Raw genomic sequence first — 17,417 nt, 5'->3', positions numbered from 1 at the left:
CCGGGCCACCGAGCCCACCGCCTGCAATTCCGCCTGTTCTCCGCGGCCGCTCAGCTCGGCACCACCAGCCCGCCCAGCATCAGCTCCGCAAAGCGAAAGGGCCCACCGACTCCGCCGATGGACCCTCACGAAAGATCGAAGCTAACGGGGCTTCTCAGCCATCCTCCCGAGACCTGCCCAGTTACACATGTCCCCTGTCATACCTCGTACTCCACCCCGACGCCGCCGAAGTGCAGTCGGCTTTCGACGACAACCTGGTCCCCATTCTTGTCGTAGCCAGTCAGGAGGCCTGCTTCCATGAGGCGCAGTACCAGTTGGCTGCTAATTTCGTGCCGGCCCGCGCTGCGGAGGCGCTTGATCAGGGCACGGTAGCCGAACTCCTCCTCGACGAGCTCCTGGAACACCTGGAGGGTTTGCTCGTCCATGGGGTATTGGGCCATGTCCAAGCCGTCCTGGTTGGAAAGAATCTCTCGCTGTTCCAGACGAAATGTCTGCGGGGCGACGCGATAGTGCGGCTTCAGCAGGGCCTTGGTTCCGGTCCAGCGCAGCCGGGTTATGCTGTTCAGCCGATTCGTCAGGTCGCTGATCCACCGGACCCGGGCTGCGTTCAACTCAGCCTCGGAGAACTCGTCGCTGAGCGTCGCGCGCTGATGCCTGCCGATGGAAATCATCGTGGCGGCTCGATCACGGAAATTGGGAACCGTCGATCCGGTGCCTTCCTGGCCGTTGTCCACGAGCTTCTCGAACCACTTTCGCCGGCTCAGACGCTCGTCGTCGGACTCGGTGATCCGCCGCTTGCGCCAGAACTCGGAGTTCGGCTCGGTGAAGGAGGCGTAAGTATAGAACGACGCGAGGAACTCATGGTACTCCTCGTAGGCCGCGCGATAGGTACGGTTATACCATGCGTGGACTTCCTCCTGCTCGTCCTCGGCCTGAGTGATCCTGTCGATCGCAGCGGCCGCGCAAACCGCGGACTGCGAAGCCAGGTGCACGCCTTGGGAGAACAGCGGATCGGTAAAGCATGCCGCATCGCCACAAAGAAAGTACCGCTCCGCGGAGAATCGTTCGGCCTCATACGACCAGTCCTGAACAATCCTGACCTCGTCCACCATTTCTGTGCCCGCGAGAAGCTTTGTGGCGCCAGCACATTTCGCGAGGGTGGTTCGGTAGAATTCCTCCGCGCCGAGTTTACGGACTTCAGCAGCCTTGTCACGATCGACGACGATACCAACGCTGTATAGATCATCCTTGATCGGGATCATCCAGACCCAGCCGTCCTCGAACGTTATCGAGTACGTGGTGCCCTTCAGGTCGCCACTGAAAGGGTCACTCAGGTTGAAGTAGGACCAGATTGCGAAGTTCTTGTAGAACTCGTCGTAACGCCGCACGCCGAGTTGACGAGCCAGCGGACCACCGGCACCACCCGCATCGATGACGAAATCACTTTCATGGTGAAGGGTTTCGCCGTTCCGGAGTGCGGTGAGAGATACGCCGTCCGTTCGAGATACGTCTACCTCAGTCACGTTGGCTTGCTCGATCACCGTGATTCCACGACTCTTGACCTCGTCAAGCAGGAGCTTGTCGAATTCTTCTCGTTTAACCTGGATGGCGTGGCCATAAACCCAAGGAGTGACCTTGGGGGCCGCAAACGAGAAAGTCCACGGTGCCTGACCTTGTCCCCAGAGAAAGGTAGCAGAGGGCTTTTTTATATAGTTCTGGGCTTCGATCTTCTCCTGGAGGCCGAGTCGACTCAGTATCGACATGGTTCCCGGCAGTAGGGACTCACCTATGCGGTAACGCGGGAATCGGCTCCTCTCGTAGATGGTGACCTCGTGGCCGAGCTTGTTCAGGGTGAGGGCCGCAACGCTGCCGGCCGGACCGCCCCCGATGATGGAAACCTTCGATCGTGCCATCACACTCTCCCTGTACTGGACAAATTCAGGTCATTTGCTGTGCAGGTGATGCTGTTCAGGCCGGGTTGCTTCTTGGACTAGGGCGCACCTTTTTGAGACGGCCTGATATCTCGAGGTTCTCGACCACGGCGATCTTCGATGGAATCTTGAACGGTTCCACGCGGCCCGTGAGGAACTCGATGACGTGTTTCCGAATCTCCGCGCGGGACAACCCATCCTTGACTTTGATATCTGCGCATACCGTTTGACCGGTGATGGCGTTCGGTCGTCCATAAACCGTACAGTCCTCGATAAGCGGGCTGCTCAGCAGGATGGATTCCAGCTCAAGGGGTAGCAGCTTCTCCCCTCCCACGTTGATGACTTCTTTGGCCCGGCCCTTGATCCGGAGGTAGCCGTCTGCGGATTCCTCGACAAGATCCCCCGTCCGGAACCAGCCGTCCTCCGTGAGGGAGGCGTCCGTGTAGTTCAGGTACCCGAGAAACTGAGTCCTGGATTTCAAATACAGTTCGCCATCGACGATTCGGTATTCAACATTGGCATCAGAAATCTTGAAGTATGTGCTGGTAGAGGACTCGCTCGTGGTCGTGGCGATACCGGTCTCGCTCGTGCCGAAGGTCTGCAGCAGCCTTACTCCGGGAAAGCACTCATTGACGCGCCTCAGTAGTTCCTCGGACATCGGCTCAGTGCCATAAGTGATGAGGCGCAGGCTGCTGAGGTCGTACATGCGATGGTAGCCGCCGACCATGATGAGGTTCAGGAAAGTTGGGCTGGTGGGGAGTACAAGTATCCGATGTTCTTGAATCAGTCGGCAAATCTCTTCCGGGACACGCTGGTGCGGAAGTATCGCAGTACCGCCGACGAGCAGCGCGCTGAGTAAGGAGTTGATTCCACCGATATGGTCGAACATCAGGACCATCAGAATATTCAACGATTTTGATCGGCGTCGAGGGCGCTTTTGAAGTTTCTCGCCGATCAAGTCGTCCAGATTATGCAGAATGAGCTTAGGGGTGCCGGTGCTGCCACTGCTGAGCAGCACGAGACCGGCGGCGTTCTGAGCACTGAGACTACTGAGCAAATCTGCGGAACGCCGATTCGGCTTTTCCAGAGCCTGCACATCAAATTCGATGCCCGGCTTTACCAGGTACTTGGGATTGCAGTACTCGGTGATGGCTTCGAGGTTCTTATCGTTGAGGGTGGAGACCGGCACGACGACATTCCGGTTGATGAACAACGCGAAGAGTGCCGCAATGGAGTTCAGCGAGTGGTCACCTTGAACGATGATCGTGTCGTGCGGCGCCACGCCGTGTGCGCTGAGTTGAGTCTGAGTCCAACGGATCCGGTCCAGGAGGTCGGCATATGTGAAGGCCACCTGCTGGTCGTACAGCGCGATGCGGGTGCCGAAGTCATCGAAGCGACGAATTAATTCATCACGCATCTCAGCGCACTCCCCCAAGCATGACGGTTTCCCCTGTGACGAATGCCGACTGCCGGCCTATGAGGAACTCGACAGGGCCCAAAATATCGGGCATTGTGCACATTCGGCGTATGGCTTGGCGCTCCACCAGAGCATCGATCTTCGATTGGGATACCGTCCTGGTCAGGACTGTACGCACCGGAGGCAACCCGAGCGCATTGACTCGGATGTCGAACCCGGCCAGCTCCTTGCTCATGACCCAGACGAGCTGTTCGACCGCTCTCTTGCTGGCCGTGTACACCAGGTGCCCTTCCAGTGCCCACGGCACGGCAACCGTGGAAATGTTCAAGATTGCCGTGGATGGCTCCCTCGATTTGCGAAGCAGCTTCACCGCTTCCCGACAGGAGTTCAGGACTCCGAAGAAGTTGAGGTCGAAGATTCTCCTCGCTGTCTCGTCCGGAGTCGTCATGAAATGATTCATGGTGGACGTGCCGGCATTGTTGATAAGTGCATCGAGATAGCCATGCTCGTGACGAACCTCCCGGAACATCCTCTTTACCTGAGAAATCTCCGAGAGGTCTATTTGATGGTGATGGTATTTCGGGTGTTCGATGGATGAGGGCCTTCTGCTGCAGCCGATGACCTGGTGGCCCGATTCAAGGAAGTGCTCGGCCAGGTACTTACCAACTCCAGTGCGCGTACCGGTGATCAAGATATTCATGCGGTCGCGCCAGCCAGGTGCAGCTCCCCCTCAATGAATCCTATCAATCGACGGACACTGCTGAACGGGCTCACCCGCAGAGAAACGGCCTTTTCAGAAACGAGCGACACTTCCACGCCGAACTCGTCCTCAAGTCCCTCTTCCAGCTGCGAAAGGAATGCCACCAGATACATCGACTCGAATACCCCGTTATCGCCGTACAGGCACAGGTCGAATATATTGTCGGTGGGGATATTTTCCTCGCGCATTTCATTGATCCCCTCGATCGTCGCCACAATTAGTTGCAGGATTCGATCGGTCATAGTCGAGACTCCCCACGTCGGACCCCGGTATCCGAATCTTTATGGCACAGGGGCGAGGTGCACGCAAGGTCCGTGCAACTGCGCCCATTGCACACTTGCACACCACTCAGAGAGGCTTTCTCGACTCAGAGAGGTTTCTCGGTTGCGGCTCGTACTTCTCCGAAGTGCGCGTTACTAGCCGTCCGTCGGCGCAGCATCAGCACGGCCGGGCGCCCAGGTGCTGTGCTGGTTCGATTAGGCGGTGCCGCTCTGCCGCGACAGGCAAGGCCGGCGGCAGGTGAATTGCCGCCGCGCTGCCTGGCCCGTGCGAGTTCCCGGTGCCGTACTGGGGGTGAAGATCGAGACAATCACATCGGCGGTGCTGCATTTTCCTGTTCGCGGCCGATGCCGCGCCTGCGGACAGTCTGGGTGATCTCCAGTCGAAATCTGCCTCTCCGAGGGGCCCAGACCACCTGACGATCACATGTCCTGCAACCCGACCAACCGAAGGAGTTCACAGACGTGACTTCCCACGCCACGACGGAGCCGGTGGACGGCACGCTGCCGGCCAATCCTGTCGAGGAAGCGCATGCGGATGTGCCACTTGCCCGCCTCATCAGTTCCGGCTGGCTGTTGCCCACAGGCGTCGCGGGCCTGCTCGGCTTCACGGCGAAGTTCGAGTCCGCGGTTTCCGCGCTGCAGGAAACACTCACGCGCACCCATCCGACGGGCACTCCCGGCCCTTCCTTTCTCGCCCCTGTGATGCCTCGCACCCATATCGAGCGTGCCGAGTACGCCGAAGCCTTCCCGCACCTCCTCGCCGCGGTCCACGCACTCCCGCCGGGCACCGCCCAGTCGACCATGCCCGGCGAGGATGCACGTATGCCCACCGAAGCTGTGCTTACCCCCGCCGCCTGCTACAGCCTCTATCCCTCCATGGCCGACCGCACCCTGGAGGCATCGCAGTACTTCGACGTGGCTGGTTCCTGCTACCGGCATGAGGAGACCAGCGAGGTCGGCCGGTTCCGCTCCTTCCGCATGCGTGAGTTCGTTGCTGTAGGTACCGAAGACACCGCACTCAGCTGGCGTGCGGACTGGATGGAACGCTGTCGCAGGCTGTTCACCGATATCGGGCTCGATGTACAGGTCCAGGCTGCCAGCGATCCGTTCTTCGGACCCGGTGCGCGTTTCATGCGGTCCAGTCAGCTGCAGCAGAGTCTGAAGTACGAGTTCGTCGCCCCCGTATGCGACGGTGACGACGGCACCGCGATCGCCTCTGTCAACTTGCACAAGGACCACCTCGGGCTGCGCTTCGCCATCGGCGCTCCAGGTGGTGGCCCGGCACACAGCAGTTGCGCGGCCTTCGGTCTGGAGCGCATCGTCCTGGCTCTCATACACCAGCACGGCGACAGTCTTGCCGACTGGCCGGCCCAACTGGGTCGAGTCCGACATGCGGCGTAACTGGTGACCTCCGGCTGACGGCGGGAGACTGGTGCCGTCGGTGCTCGGTCTGCTGGAGGCTCGGGAGAAGAAGGTCCGGGAAGAGGGTCGCGCGGTTGCGGGCCGCGCTCGGCGAGGCGGAGGCTGCGCTTCAGCGGCTGTTGGATGCCCGTGCAACGGTGGCTGAGGTGCTGGCCGAACCGTCTTGCGTTGTCGCGGAGCCTGCGCGGAGCGCGGTGGCGGTGGTGCCGCAGCGGGCCGAAGGCATGGAGGCGCCGGACTACCAAAGGCGAAACGCCTCATGGAGTGAGGGTGGGCCCGGCAGGTGCAGCCCGGAGTGTTCACCCTGAACGGCCAGGACTCCCCCGCCCTGCGATCCCTCCTGGCCGCTCCGTCCGAGTCCGCGCAGCACCGCCTCCGGCACCGGCACCGCCTCCGCCTCCGGCACCGGCACCGGCACCGGCACCCCACACCATGGCGGCTCGCGTGCCTACTTGGACACCTCGGCCCTGGCAGCCGTCAGGCGACAGCCGGCTGTTGGGCCACCCGGAGGTTCAGGGACTGGTGGTAGCGGCGCAGCAGGAGGAGGGCCGTGGCGGCCAGGCCGGTCAGGAGACCGAGCCAGACTCCCTCCGTCTCCCACCCGGCGAGGTGCCCGAAGAGCCAGGCGGCGGGCAGGCCGATCAACCAGTAGCCGACGAGGGTGATGCGGAAGCCGCTCTTGGTGTCGTCCAGGCCGCGCAGCAGTCCGACGCCGATGTTCTGCGTGCAGTCGAAGAACTGCAGGACGGCTGCGATGAGAAGAAGGTTGGTGGCGATGTCCGTGGCGCTGTGCCCGTCGGTGGCCGAGGGGTCGAGGAACGGGCGCAGGACCAGGCCGGGGACGGTGAGGTAGAGGACGCCGACCACGGCCATCACCGCCGCCGCGCAGGCCAGCGCCGTGTTCTTGATGCGCCGGGCGGCGGCGATCCGGTCCAGGGCGAGTTCGCGGCTGACGTTGAGGGACGCGGCGTGGGACAGGCCGACGGCGATCTGGAAGACGATGTAGATGAGCTGGTTGACGGCGGTGTGCGCGGCGAGGGCGGCGCTGCCGAACGTGCCGATCAGGAGGGCGACGACGGAGAAGAAGCCCGCCTCGGAGCCGTAGGTCGCCGCGATCGGCACGCCGAGGCCGGTCAGGCGGCGCAGGGTGGCCGGGCGGGCCTTCCAGATCCGTACGTCCAGCAGCGGGGCGAGCCGGGGGTCGCGGCGCGCGGAGGCGTACAGGGCCAGGCAGGTCAGCGCGTACACCAGGGAGGTGGAGACGCCGATGCCGGGCAGGCCCAGCTCGGGCAGGATCCAAGTGCCGTGGATGAGCGCCCAGTTGAGGGCCACGTTCACGGCGACCGACGCGACCGTGATCCGCAGCAGGGCCTGCGGGCGGCGCAGCCCCACGGTGAACTGGCGTATCGCCTGGAACCACAGGCAGGGGATCAGGCCGGGGGCGAGGGCGAGCAGGACCGGCCAGGCCGTGTCCACGACCTCGGGGTCCTGGCCGAGGTAGGCGACGGCTCGCCCGATCAGCAGGATGACGAGCGCGCCGACGGCGCCGGCCAGGGTAGCCAGCGCCAGGGCGGCGCGGACGACGTCCCGGACCTCCTCCGCCGCCGCGTCGGTGAGGTCGTCGTCCTCGTCCTCGCGCGCGGAGGCGGCGGAGACCTGGTTGCCGACGGCGGTGACCAGGCCGACGCCCATGGTGCGCAGTTGGTTGAAGATGACCAGCGCCAGGCCGCCGCCGGCCAGTGCCTCGGCGCCCATCAGGCCCATCATCACCGTGTCGGTGGTGGTGAGGGCGACCTGGGCGAGCTGGGTCAGGGCAAGCGGTACGGCCAGGGTCGCCAGGGCGCGGCTGTCCTGGAGCAGGGTGGTGAGCGGTGTGGGCATCGGTGTCAGTTCTCGCGGAGTTTGGTCAGCAGCTCGTCGATCTCGCGCTCGACGGCCGGGTCGATGAGGGAACGGGCGTGCATCCAGTCGTCGTCGAAGACGGTGTCCATGTACTTCTCGCCTCCGTCGTTGATCAGCGCGACCATAGTCGTGCCCGGTGCGAGAGAGGACATGCGGGTCAGTGCCTCGTACACGACTCCGCCCGCGGAGCCGCCGATGAGGAGCCCGGTGCGGCGGGCCACCACCCGTGCGGTGGCGAACGCTTCCACGTCTCCGACCTTCACGCCCTCGTCCAGCAGGTCGTAGTCCACCATCGCGCCGATGGTCGCGCCCTCGGGGGTGCCGGTGCCGGACTGGTAGTAGTCGTGGGCGGGCGGCCCGAAGGCGATCGATCCCTTCGGCTCGACCCCGACGATCCGCACGTCCGGCACGGTCTTGCGCAGCTCGCCGCCGGTCCCGAAGAGCCCACCGCCGGTTCCCACCGCGCCGATCAATATGTCGATACGGCCGTCCAGGGCGGCGTCGAGTTCATGCGCCACCGGGCGGTAACCGTCCCCGTTGGCCGGGTTGTTGTGCTGCTCGGTGAAGTAGGCGTTGTCGCTCTCGGCCGCCAGCTTCTCGGCGAACTCCTCGCGGGCGGCCGTGGCCAGTTCCTCGTCGCCCTCCTCGGCGACGTAGACGAGTTCGGCGCCGAGCGCCTTCATGCCGCGCAGCTTGTCGGCGGCGGCGTGATGGTCGACGACCGCGGTGAAGGTGTAGCCGCGCTCGGCAGCGATCACGGCCAGGCCGAGTCCGGTGTTGCCGGAGGTGGACTCGACGACGCGGCCGCCGGGGCGCAGCAGGCCGCGGTCCTCGGCGTCGAGGACCATCTGGCGGGCCATGCGGATCTTCGCGGTGCCGGTCGGGTTGAACTGTTCGAGCTTGAGCAGCAGTCGGCTGCCGGTGTCGGTGCGGCACAGCTCGAAGAGCGGGGTGTGGCCGATGAGGTCGGAGACCCGGCTGACCACGGAGGGACGCGAGAGCGCCTTGTCCATCGGATGGCTCCAGTGTTCGAGGGGAGAGAGTCAGGCGAGTGGAGGGCGGTCGAGCCGCCAGCGGGTGGGGCCGCCGTCGGTGTCGAGGACGACCTTCGGGGGGAGCGGCAGCTCGTGGAAGGGGGACTCGTTGGAGTCCATCTGGTATCCGGCGGTGTTGGGGTAGACGAGCAGGTCGCCTGGGCTCGGCCGGGTGGGGAGCAGCACCTTGCGCCAGGTGAGCATGTCCGACTCCAGGCAGGTGGCGCCGCCGACGCACGCGGCGTACGACGGGCCGCCGTCGGTGTCCGAGAGCAGCACCGGATCCGGCAGGTACTCGCTGTCGAACCACTGCTCGGACAGGCTCAGGCTGCTGCCGTCCACGGTGACGATGCCGTATCCCGAGGAGCGGTCCTTGACTCCCTGGACTCGGAACACCGTGCACCCGGCGCGGTCCAGCAGCGCCCGCCCCGGTTCCAGCAGGAGCTTCACACCGGCCGCACGCAGACGTTCGGCGAGGTCGTGCGCGCCGAGGACGGCACGCAGAGCCTCGGCGCCGGCCACGGGCGAGTGGTACGGGTAGAAGTCCCCCGGGGCGAAGGACTTGCCCGCGTGGTAGTGGTCGGGCCGCTGCTCGCGCAGGAAGCCCTCCCAGTGCTCGGCGTCGGTGTAGTCGACGGCGAAGCCGCCGCCGATGCTGATCCGGTCCGCTCTCAGGCCGACCGCCCGCGCCTTGAGGCACAGGTCGACGAGTTCGCCCGCCAGTCGGGCGCGTGGTTCGGTGTCGTAGCCGGACAGGTGGAAGGAGAAGCCCTCCATCACGACGGCCTCCTCCCCGGCTTGCGCGCACCGGGCGAGGGCGGATTCCAACTCCATGTCGTCCAGCCCGAATCGGCTGTGCGGCTGGGCCGGCGGCAGCCGCCTCAGCAGCACCCGCGCCGGACGTCCGACGGCCCGCGCCTGGCCGATGACGCTCTCCAGCTCGTCCGGCGCGTCCACGGCGATCAGGCAACCCTGCAGCACGGCGACTCGCAGCAGGCCCTCGGCCTTGGCGGGCCCGGTGACCACGATCCGCTCGCCGCGCACCCCGTGCCCGAGCGCGTCCCGCAGTTCACCGGCGCTGGCCACGTCCACGCCCGTCCCGGACAGCGCGCAGCGCTCCAGCCATACGGCGGCCTTGTTGGCCTTCTTCGCGTAGTACACCCGGCCTTCGACACCGGCCTCCTCCAACACCCGGCTGAAGGCGGCCACGTTGGCGTCGAAGCGGTCGGGCAGCAGCAGGTGGAACGGGCCGCCGAGCGCGTACGACAGCTCGCGCGGCAGTGCGCCGCGCAGGATCGCGTCGAGCTGCGGATCCGGATGGGCGGGCAACGGCGGTGCCGCCACGGATGTGCGGGTCACTGCCACAACCGCACCCGCGTTCCCAGGTCCTGTTCGATGGCCAGCTGCGCGAACCGGTGCCCGAGCGCGATGTCGGTGACGACCAGGCCGCTGTTGTACGCGAAGATCCGCTCGTCGGCGGAGCGCCGCCCCTCTGCGCGGCCTGCCACCACCTCGGGGAACTCCGCGTCCACGGCGGGGAAGTTGCCGTCCGCGTCGGCCATGTCGGTGCCGGTGACCTTCATCTGCGCCTCGCTGGTGGCGATGACCCGGTCCGCCTCCTGCAGGGTCGAGGGGGCGATGCCGTGCCCGACGAGGATCGACAGCGCGCTCGGTTTCAGGTCGGCCGCCTCGACCGCGGCGGGGGTGTGCTGTCCTGCGGTGGCGACCACGATGTCGGCGTCGGCAGCGGCGGCCCGTACGTCGTCCACCACCTCCAACTCCCGCTCGGGGAAGTAACGGTGGAGCTGCTCGCGGACCGCGGCGAGGCCGTCGGGGTGGGTGCCGTAGACCATGAGCCGGTCCAGGTCCGGCAGTGTGGTGAGCAGGAACGGCAGGGCCAGCCGGCCCTGGGTGCCGGTGCCGATGACGAGGGCGCTGCGGCTGCCGGGCGCCGCGCACTCGCGGGCCAGCAGCGCGGAGACAGCCGGGGTGCGCAGTGAGCCGATGCGGCCGCAGTCCATCATCGCGACGGGCAGTCCGGTGACGTCGTCGTAGATCGTCAGCGTCGTGTAGTAGTGCTGCTCGTCGCGGGAGCGGTCCAGGCCGTGCTTGTACGACGTCTTGATCGCGACGACCTGGCGGACGCCGTCGCGCCCGAGCATGGCGTACGAGACGGAGTGGCCGTCCTCGGGCTTGACGGTGAGTTTGCGCGGGTTGGCCGACTTGCCGTCGGCCAGCGTGCGGTACGCCTGCTCGACGACGTCGACCACGTCGGCCAGGGAGATGTCGATGCCCGCGAGGTCGCTGGTGCTCAGGATGCGCAGGGTCTTGTCGTCGGCGGGTATGCCGGTCACAGCTGGGTCCCTTCGTGCGACGGTGAGTTGGCGGCGGATCAGACGAGGGCGACGAGCGCGGCCTGGCCGTATCCGTGTTCGTCGGCCTCGGCGAGGGGGCGGCTGCGGCGGCCGGGGACGCGTACCGAGGCGCGCTTGAGCCAGCGGTCGGTGCCGTCGTAGCGGGGTTTGAAGGGCACCCGGCCGTGGACGACCAGGTCGTTGTCGACTACCAGGATGTCGCCGGGCTCCAGGGCGACGGCGACCGAGACGCGTTCCAGCTCGGCGGTCAGCCGGTCGTAGGCGGCGCGGTAGTCGGCGGGGGCCTCGTCGAGCGGGGTGTAGGCGGGGTCGTAGCGCAGGGTCGGGCCGGCCTCGGTCTGCCACAGGGCGGGGACCTTCGGCGGTTCCTCGCCTGTGAAGGACTGGGCTTCGGCGTAGGCGTCGTCGGGGAGGATCGGCAGCATCGGCCGGGACAGCAGTGCGACGTCGGCCGGGTCGAGCCGGACCTTGCGGACGCTGGCGGCGGTGGTGGCGACGGCGTCGTGGTTGCGCATGCAGGCGAGCAGCAGCAGATGGGCTCGGCCGGGGTGGAAGGCGTCCTCGGTGTGCGGGCTGAGCAGCACGGTGCTGCTGGCGCCGGTCTGCTCGGCCTCGTGGCCGGGCGAGGGCACGATGTTGTGCACGAACCGGCCCTCCTGCTGGCCCTCCCAGGCGATCGGGTGGCCCATGGCCGTGGCGAGCAGCAGCAGGATCACGTCCCAGGCGGCCGCGCGGTCACCTGCCGTGGCCCAGCTTTCGGGCGTGGGGCCGACGTCGGAGTCTTCGAGGGGCAGGCCGCGCAGGACGTACAGGCCGTCGTCGGTGTCGACTGGGCGGCAGGGATGCAGGATCGTTTCGCCGAATCGGGCGGTGGATTCCGCGATACGGCGGAGCAGTTCGGGCCGGGCGGCTGAACTGCCGAACTCGGCGAGGATCTTGTGGGCGGTGTCGGTCAGCTCGTCGACGGCGTGCGGATCGAGCTGGCGCAGGGGTACGGCTCCCGTGGGCATGGCGCAGTCATCCGTTCCGGGTGCGGGTGCGGTGCAGGTGGCTCTGAACGCCGACCTCGTTTCCCTGTGGGTCGGCTGTGTGATCGCGGCCGAAAACGTATCAGTGGAATTTAGGTTAGGCAACCCTAACCATTTGGATGCGCCCCCCAGCGACACAACCGTGCCGTTCATGCCAACCCGCGCCCCTGTGCGCCATTTGACGCTCCGACAAAAGCGAGGAAACCGCTCCGCATAGCTTGCGCAAAGGATCTTCTTAGGGTAGGCACACCTAAGCAATCTGCACCCGTGCGAGCTGGAACGAGGTCGTAAGTGAACGTGAACAGGCGTCAAGTACTGTGGGCCGGTGGCGGGATCGGAGCGGCCGTGCTCCTCGCCGCGTGCGGCGGCGGTGACGAGACCTCCTCCGACTCGCCGGCGAAGGCGAACGAGAAGCCCCGCCGCGGTGGCACTCTGCGGGTGGGCGCACTGGGCCGCGCCTCGGCCATCACCCGCGATCCGCACGGCACGCAGGCCAACGAGAGCGACTACCTGATCATCTCCCTCGTCCACGACACCCTGACGGTTCCGGGCACCAAGCCCAACACCGTTCCCCGGCTGGCGGCTTCCTGGAAGGCGTCGGACGACCTGAAGACCTGGACCTTCACACTCGCCAAGGGAGCGAAGTTCCACGACGGCACCCCGGTCACCGCCGAGGACGTCGTCTGGTCGCTCAAGCGGCTGCGCAACACGCCCTCCGGTGCCTCCCGGCTGCCGGGCATCAAGCCCGAGAACATCAAGGCCGAGGGCGACGACACGGTCGTACTCGTCTCCGACTACGCCAACGCCGAACTGCCCCAGCTGACCCGCCTGACGACGTTCGTGCTGAAGAAGGACACCGCGGAGAAGGACCTCGGCAAGGCACCCGGCACCGGCCCCTTCAAGCTGGACTGGTTCCGTTCCGGCAACGCCCGTCTCGTCCGCAACGAGGACTGGTACGGCGGGGAGGTGTACCTCGACGCCATCGAGGTCAAGATCTTCGAGAGCCCTCAGGCCATGGCGAACGCCCTGTTGGCCGGGCAGATCGACGTCGCCTCCAACGTCGGTGCGGTGGCGGCCCGTACGGCCGAGAAGCGCGGCGACATCCAGATCGTGCGCCGCCCCAACGACATGGCGATGCCGATCGTCATGCGCACCACCGACGGCCCGTTCGCTGACGCGAAGGTGCGGGAGGCGCTGCGGCTGGCCGTGGACCGCGAGGCGATGGTCAAGCAGGTGCTGTCCGGATACGGCACGGTCGCCAACGACATCCTCGGCACCGGTGACCCCGCCTACGCCAAGGACATCCCGCAGCGCAAGCGAGACCTGGCCAAGGCCAAGCAGCTGCTGAAGGAAGCCGACTTCGACCTGTCGAAGACGTACAAGCTGCTGACCACCGAGGACATTCCGGGTCTCGCCGAGGCGGCGACCCTGTTCGCCTCTCAGGTGCGCGAGGCCGGCGTCAAGGTCGAGGTGGTCAAGCAGGAGTCGGCCACCTTCTGGGAGAAGACCTGGCTCAAGGGCGACCTGTACACCACGTACTGGGGCACGAACGACTCCGTGGTGTTCTTCGCCAGCAAGACGCTGGTGTCCGACTCCGGGCAGAACGAGGCCGGTTGGAAGAACGCCGAGTTCGACGCGGCGTACAAGAAGGCCATGGCCACCAAGGACGCGGCGGCCCGGGCCAAGATCCTGCGCGAGCTCCAGCAGATCGAGTACGACGCGTCCGGCTATCTGCTGTGGGGCATGGCCGACGGCATCGACCTGGCGGGCGCGGCCGTGCGTAACCTGCCCACCCTGCCCGGTTACGGGCGCGTCCAGCTCGAGACGGCATGGCTGGCTCGCTGACGACGACGGCACAGCACGAACCGGCCGCGGGGGCAGGGCGGTTGACGCACGCCGCCCTGTCCGCGGCCGGTGTGGTCGTACGCCGGATCCTGCTGCTGGCCGTGCTGCTCGCCGTCGTCTTCGCCGCCGTGGAACTGCTCCCCGGTGACGCCGCCAACGCCACCTCCGAACGCGGAGAGAGCGCCGCCGACCTGGCCGAGCGGCGCCATCTGCTCGGCCTGGACCGGCCGGTCCTCGAACGCTTCTGGGACTGGATGACCGGCCTGCCCACCGGTGACCTGGGCACCTCCGCGCGCGGGGAGTCGGTCGCCGACCTGCTCTCCCGCCCCTTCCCCAACACCCTGTTGCTCGGCGGGCTCGCCCTGCTGCTCACTCTCGTCGCCTCCGTCGCCCTCGGCTGCTGGGCGGCGGCCAAGCCGGGCGGACCGCTGGACCGGGCCGTGTCGGCGAGCGCCACCGGCATCCTCGCGCTGCCCGAGTTCGTCGTCGCGGTCGCCCTCGTCCTCGTCTTCGCGCTCTGGACGGACTGGCTCCCCGCCGTCACGCTCACCGACGCCGACGGCTCGCCCGCCTCCTGGGAGATGCTCGTGCTGCCCGTCCTCGCCCTGGCGATCCCGCAGATCGGCTGGAACACCCGCATCGTGCGGGCCGCTCTGGCCGACGAGGCCAAGGCTCCGCACATCGAGACCGCCGTCCTCGACGGACTCCCCCGCGGCCGGATCCTCACCCACCACCTGCTGCCGGGCGCCCTGCCCACCATCACGGCCGGCCTCGCCACCTCCACGGGCATGCTCCTGGGGGGCGCGGTCGTGGTGGAGACCATCTTCAACTACCCCGGCATCGGCTCCGTCCTCGCCGGTGCGGTCGCCGACCGGGACAGCCCCGTCATCGCCGGAGTCGTCGCCGTGACCGGGGTCGTCATCACCGGCGTACTCCTGCTCGCCGACCTCGTACGCGCCTGGGCCTCGGGAGGGCGGGCATGACCGACACCACCGTGACTGTCGCCGCTCCGGCACGTCACCGCCTCGCCCTGCGCGTTCTGCCGGCCCTGCTGCTCACCGCGCTGGCCCTGGCCGGCCCCTGGCTCGCCCCGCACGCCATCGACGCCCCGGTCACCGCGCCGTATGCGGAACCCGGCGGCGAAGCCCCGTTCGGCGGAGACCAGTTGGGGCGTGACGTACTCAGCCGCGTCCTCGCCGGAGGACGCGAACTCGTCGTCACTTCCCTGCTCGTCGCCGTCCTCGTCACGGCGGCGGCCGCCGTGCTCGGCGCGGTCAGCGCCCTGCGCCCGGCCGTCGGACGGATCGTCGAGCGCGCCGCCGACGTGCTGATGCTGCTGCCCGCCGTGCTCGGCATCCTCCTCATCACCCTGTCCTGGCCGGACGGCGGACGACTCGCCGTCGTGACCGCCTCCTTCTTCCTGGGCGTGCCGTATGCGGTACGCCTGGTCGCCGGCGCGGCCGCGCCCGTGGCCGCCTCCGGGTACGTGGAGGCAGCGGCCATCGGCGGGGAGCGACTGTGGTACCTGGTGGTCCGGGAGGTGCTGCCCAACCTGCGTGCGACGCTGCTCGCCCTGTTCGGGCTGCGGTTCGTGGCGGCCGTGTACCTCGTGGCCACCGCCGGCTTCCTCCAGGTCGGCCCTCAACCACCGGCCGCCGACTGGGCGTTGATGATCCGTGAGAATTCCGGCGGCATCCTCCTCAACCCCTGGGCCGTCCTCGCCCCCAGCATCGCCATCGGCCTGCTCGCCATGAGCGTCAACCTGGCGGCCGCCGCCCTCGTCCCCATGACCGGCCGGAAGGCGGTGCCCGCACTGTGAACCACACACCCGACTGGTACTCCGACAGCCGAGCGTCGGACGGGAAGGGCGCGGTGCGCGTCTCGGGCCTGACGGTCACCGCTCCGAACGGCCGTCTCCTGCTGGATGGGGCAGACCTGGAGCTCACCCCCGGCCATGTCACCGCCGTCGTCGGCCCTTCCGGCTGCGGAAAGACGACCCTGCTGCGGGCCGTGACCGGCACGCTGCCTCAGGGCACCGAACGCACCACCGGCAGCATCACGGTCCTCGGCCAGGACCCTCTGGCCCTCCCCGCCCCCGCCCTGCGCGCCCTGCGCCGCCACCACCTCGCCTTCGTCGGCCAGGACCCCGGCTCCGCCCTCAACCCCCGTATGAAGGTGCGCCGGCTCCTCTCCGAAGTCGCCGTGGACAAGAGCGCCGAGGCGATCCGGGCACAACTCGCCGAAGTCCGCCTGCCGGTCGACGACGGCCTGCCGGACCGCCGCATCGGGGGCCTGTCGGGTGGTCAGCAACGCCGGGTGGCCCTCGCCCGCGCCCTGGCCCGCCGCCCCGCGGTGCTCCTCCTCGACGAACCGACGGCCGGTCTCGACCCGGCCCTGCGCGACGAGATCGCCGACCTCCTACGGCACCTCGCCGAGAGTCACCGGCTGGCCATCGGCCTGTCCTGCCACGACCCGGCCCTGGTCGATCGGCTCGCGGACGAAGTGGTGGACCTGAGCGGCGCACGCCCGACGGCAACGGTGCGGCAGGTCGCACCCAAGCCCGCGCCCATTGCGCCCGACGGCCCGCCCACCCTCACCGTGACCGCCCTGCACGCGGCCCACCTGCACCGGGGCCGCCGCGTCCCCGTCCTGCACGACATCGGCCTCACGCTCGCCGCCGGAAGCAGGCTGGGCGTCGTCGGTGCCTCCGGCTCCGGCAAGACGACCCTGCTGCGCGCCCTGGTGGGCCTCCACGTCCCGACCGCCGGCAGCATCGAGCTGGAGAGCACCGGCCTCGCCCCCACAGCCCACCGCCGCTCCCGCGACCAGCGCCGCCGCCTCCAGCTCGTACCGCAGGACCCGCTCGGCACGCTCAACCCCAGCCGCACGGTCGGAGCGGCCCTGCGCCGCCCCCTCCTGCTGCACCGCCGGTCGGGTCGGGCCGAGGCCCCGGGCCGGGTCCTGGAACTCCTGGAACAGGTCGGCCTGCCCGCCGCCTTCGCCGACCGCTACCCACACGAGCTCTCCGGCGGACAACGCCAACGTGTGTCCATAGCCCGTGCACTGGCAGCCGACCCCGATGTCCTGATCTGCGACGAGGTCACCTCCGCCCTCGACGCGGACACCGCTGTCGCCGTCATGGACGTGCTGACGGAACTCCGCGACCGGCGCGACCTGTCACTGATCCTCGTCAGCCACGACCTGCACCTGGTCGCAGACCGGACGGACTCGGTCGTCGTGATGTCCGAAGGACGCATCGTCGATTCGGGCCCCACCACACAGCTGTTCAGCTCACCCACACACCCGGTGACCGTCGCGCTGGCCACGGGGGTGGCGCCCGGCGGGGAGAAGCTGCGTACGTCGTGGTGATGACGAGCGGGTCCTGCGGCACGAGCTGGAGGCGGCGGCGCTGGTCGCGGGAG

Annotated in this window: 14 protein-coding genes; 5 read left to right on the top strand and 9 right to left on the bottom strand. The window is 67.6% G+C overall.

Going from position 1 to position 17,417, the window contains the following annotated elements; all coding sequences use genetic code 11:
* Positions 1–197 precede the first annotated feature (197 nt).
* From cmlS to EHO50_RS08775, 4 genes are read right to left on the bottom strand one after another with little or no spacing between them, the layout of a single operon-like run.
* Positions 198–1,913, bottom strand: coding sequence for a chloramphenicol-biosynthetic FADH2-dependent halogenase CmlS (gene cmlS, locus EHO50_RS08790; RefSeq protein WP_128429321.1), 1,716 nt, complete (start codon positions 1,911–1,913; stop codon positions 198–200).
* Positions 1,914–1,968: 55 nt separating this feature from the next.
* A complete protein-coding gene (locus tag EHO50_RS08785; protein WP_128429320.1) occupies positions 1,969–3,348 on the bottom strand; it encodes a class I adenylate-forming enzyme family protein in 1,380 nt (459 codons plus the stop codon).
* Between the two features lies 1 nt (position 3,349).
* Positions 3,350–4,048, bottom strand: a complete 699-nt coding sequence (locus EHO50_RS08780; RefSeq protein ID WP_128429319.1) for an SDR family NAD(P)-dependent oxidoreductase — start codon at positions 4,046–4,048, stop codon at positions 3,350–3,352.
* Positions 4,045–4,350: a hypothetical protein gene (locus EHO50_RS08775; RefSeq protein ID WP_128429318.1), complete on the bottom strand. Its 306-nt coding sequence runs from the start codon at positions 4,348–4,350 to the stop codon at positions 4,045–4,047. The genes EHO50_RS08780 and EHO50_RS08775 overlap by 4 nt, the downstream gene beginning before the upstream one ends.
* A 501-nt stretch (positions 4,351–4,851) precedes the next feature.
* Here EHO50_RS08775 and EHO50_RS08770 point away from each other — a divergent pair.
* Positions 4,852–5,790, top strand: a complete 939-nt coding sequence (locus EHO50_RS08770) for an aminoacyl--tRNA ligase-related protein (RefSeq protein WP_246101076.1) — start codon at positions 4,852–4,854, stop codon at positions 5,788–5,790.
* 498 nt (positions 5,791–6,288) lie between these two features.
* On the opposite strand, the gene EHO50_RS08760 is transcribed toward EHO50_RS08770, so the two are convergent.
* From EHO50_RS08760 to EHO50_RS08740, 5 genes are read right to left on the bottom strand one after another with little or no spacing between them, the layout of a single operon-like run.
* Positions 6,289–7,692, bottom strand: coding sequence for an MATE family efflux transporter (locus EHO50_RS08760; RefSeq protein WP_128429317.1), 1,404 nt, complete (start codon positions 7,690–7,692; stop codon positions 6,289–6,291).
* 5 nt (positions 7,693–7,697) lie between these two features.
* A complete protein-coding gene (locus EHO50_RS08755; protein ID WP_128429316.1) occupies positions 7,698–8,726 on the bottom strand; it encodes a cysteine synthase family protein in 1,029 nt (342 codons plus the stop codon).
* A 30-nt stretch (positions 8,727–8,756) separates the two neighbouring features.
* The gene (locus EHO50_RS08750) at positions 8,757–10,112 is read right to left on the bottom strand and encodes a Y4yA family PLP-dependent enzyme (protein ID WP_128429315.1); all 1,356 of its coding nucleotides are present in this window, start codon (positions 10,110–10,112) and stop codon (positions 8,757–8,759) included.
* A complete protein-coding gene (locus EHO50_RS08745; protein ID WP_181449584.1) occupies positions 10,103–11,101 on the bottom strand; it encodes an ornithine cyclodeaminase family protein in 999 nt (332 codons plus the stop codon). Before EHO50_RS08745 ends, EHO50_RS08750 begins: the two co-directional genes overlap by 10 nt.
* 38 nt (positions 11,102–11,139) lie before the next feature.
* The gene (locus EHO50_RS08740; protein ID WP_128429314.1) at positions 11,140–12,132 is read right to left on the bottom strand and encodes a TauD/TfdA family dioxygenase; all 993 of its coding nucleotides are present in this window, start codon (positions 12,130–12,132) and stop codon (positions 11,140–11,142) included.
* Between the two features lie 309 nt (positions 12,133–12,441).
* Here EHO50_RS08740 and EHO50_RS08735 point away from each other — a divergent pair, with 309 nt between their 5' ends.
* From EHO50_RS08735 to EHO50_RS08720, 4 genes are read left to right on the top strand one after another with little or no spacing between them, the layout of a single operon-like run.
* Positions 12,442–13,995 (top strand): ABC transporter substrate-binding protein, encoded by a 1,554-nt coding sequence (locus EHO50_RS08735; RefSeq protein ID WP_128429313.1) that lies wholly within the window; start codon positions 12,442–12,444, stop codon positions 13,993–13,995.
* Positions 13,980–14,978, top strand: a complete 999-nt coding sequence (locus tag EHO50_RS08730; RefSeq protein WP_128429312.1) for an ABC transporter permease — start codon at positions 13,980–13,982, stop codon at positions 14,976–14,978. Before EHO50_RS08735 ends, EHO50_RS08730 begins: the two co-directional genes overlap by 16 nt.
* Complete coding sequence (locus EHO50_RS08725) at positions 14,975–15,814, top strand: ABC transporter permease (protein WP_128429311.1); 840 nt, start codon at positions 14,975–14,977, stop codon at positions 15,812–15,814. The genes EHO50_RS08730 and EHO50_RS08725 overlap by 4 nt, the downstream gene beginning before the upstream one ends.
* Entirely contained in the window at positions 15,811–17,364 is a 1,554-nt protein-coding gene (locus tag EHO50_RS08720; RefSeq protein WP_128429310.1) for an ABC transporter ATP-binding protein, read from the top strand. The genes EHO50_RS08725 and EHO50_RS08720 overlap by 4 nt, the downstream gene beginning before the upstream one ends.
* The last annotated feature ends 53 nt before the right edge of the window (positions 17,365–17,417 follow it).

The sequence above is a fragment of the Streptomyces cyaneus genome (assembly GCF_004028635.1).
GTDB lineage: Bacteria > Actinomycetota > Actinomycetes > Streptomycetales > Streptomycetaceae > Streptomyces > Streptomyces cyaneus.
This window is presented reverse-complemented; position numbering and strand designations above follow the sequence as displayed.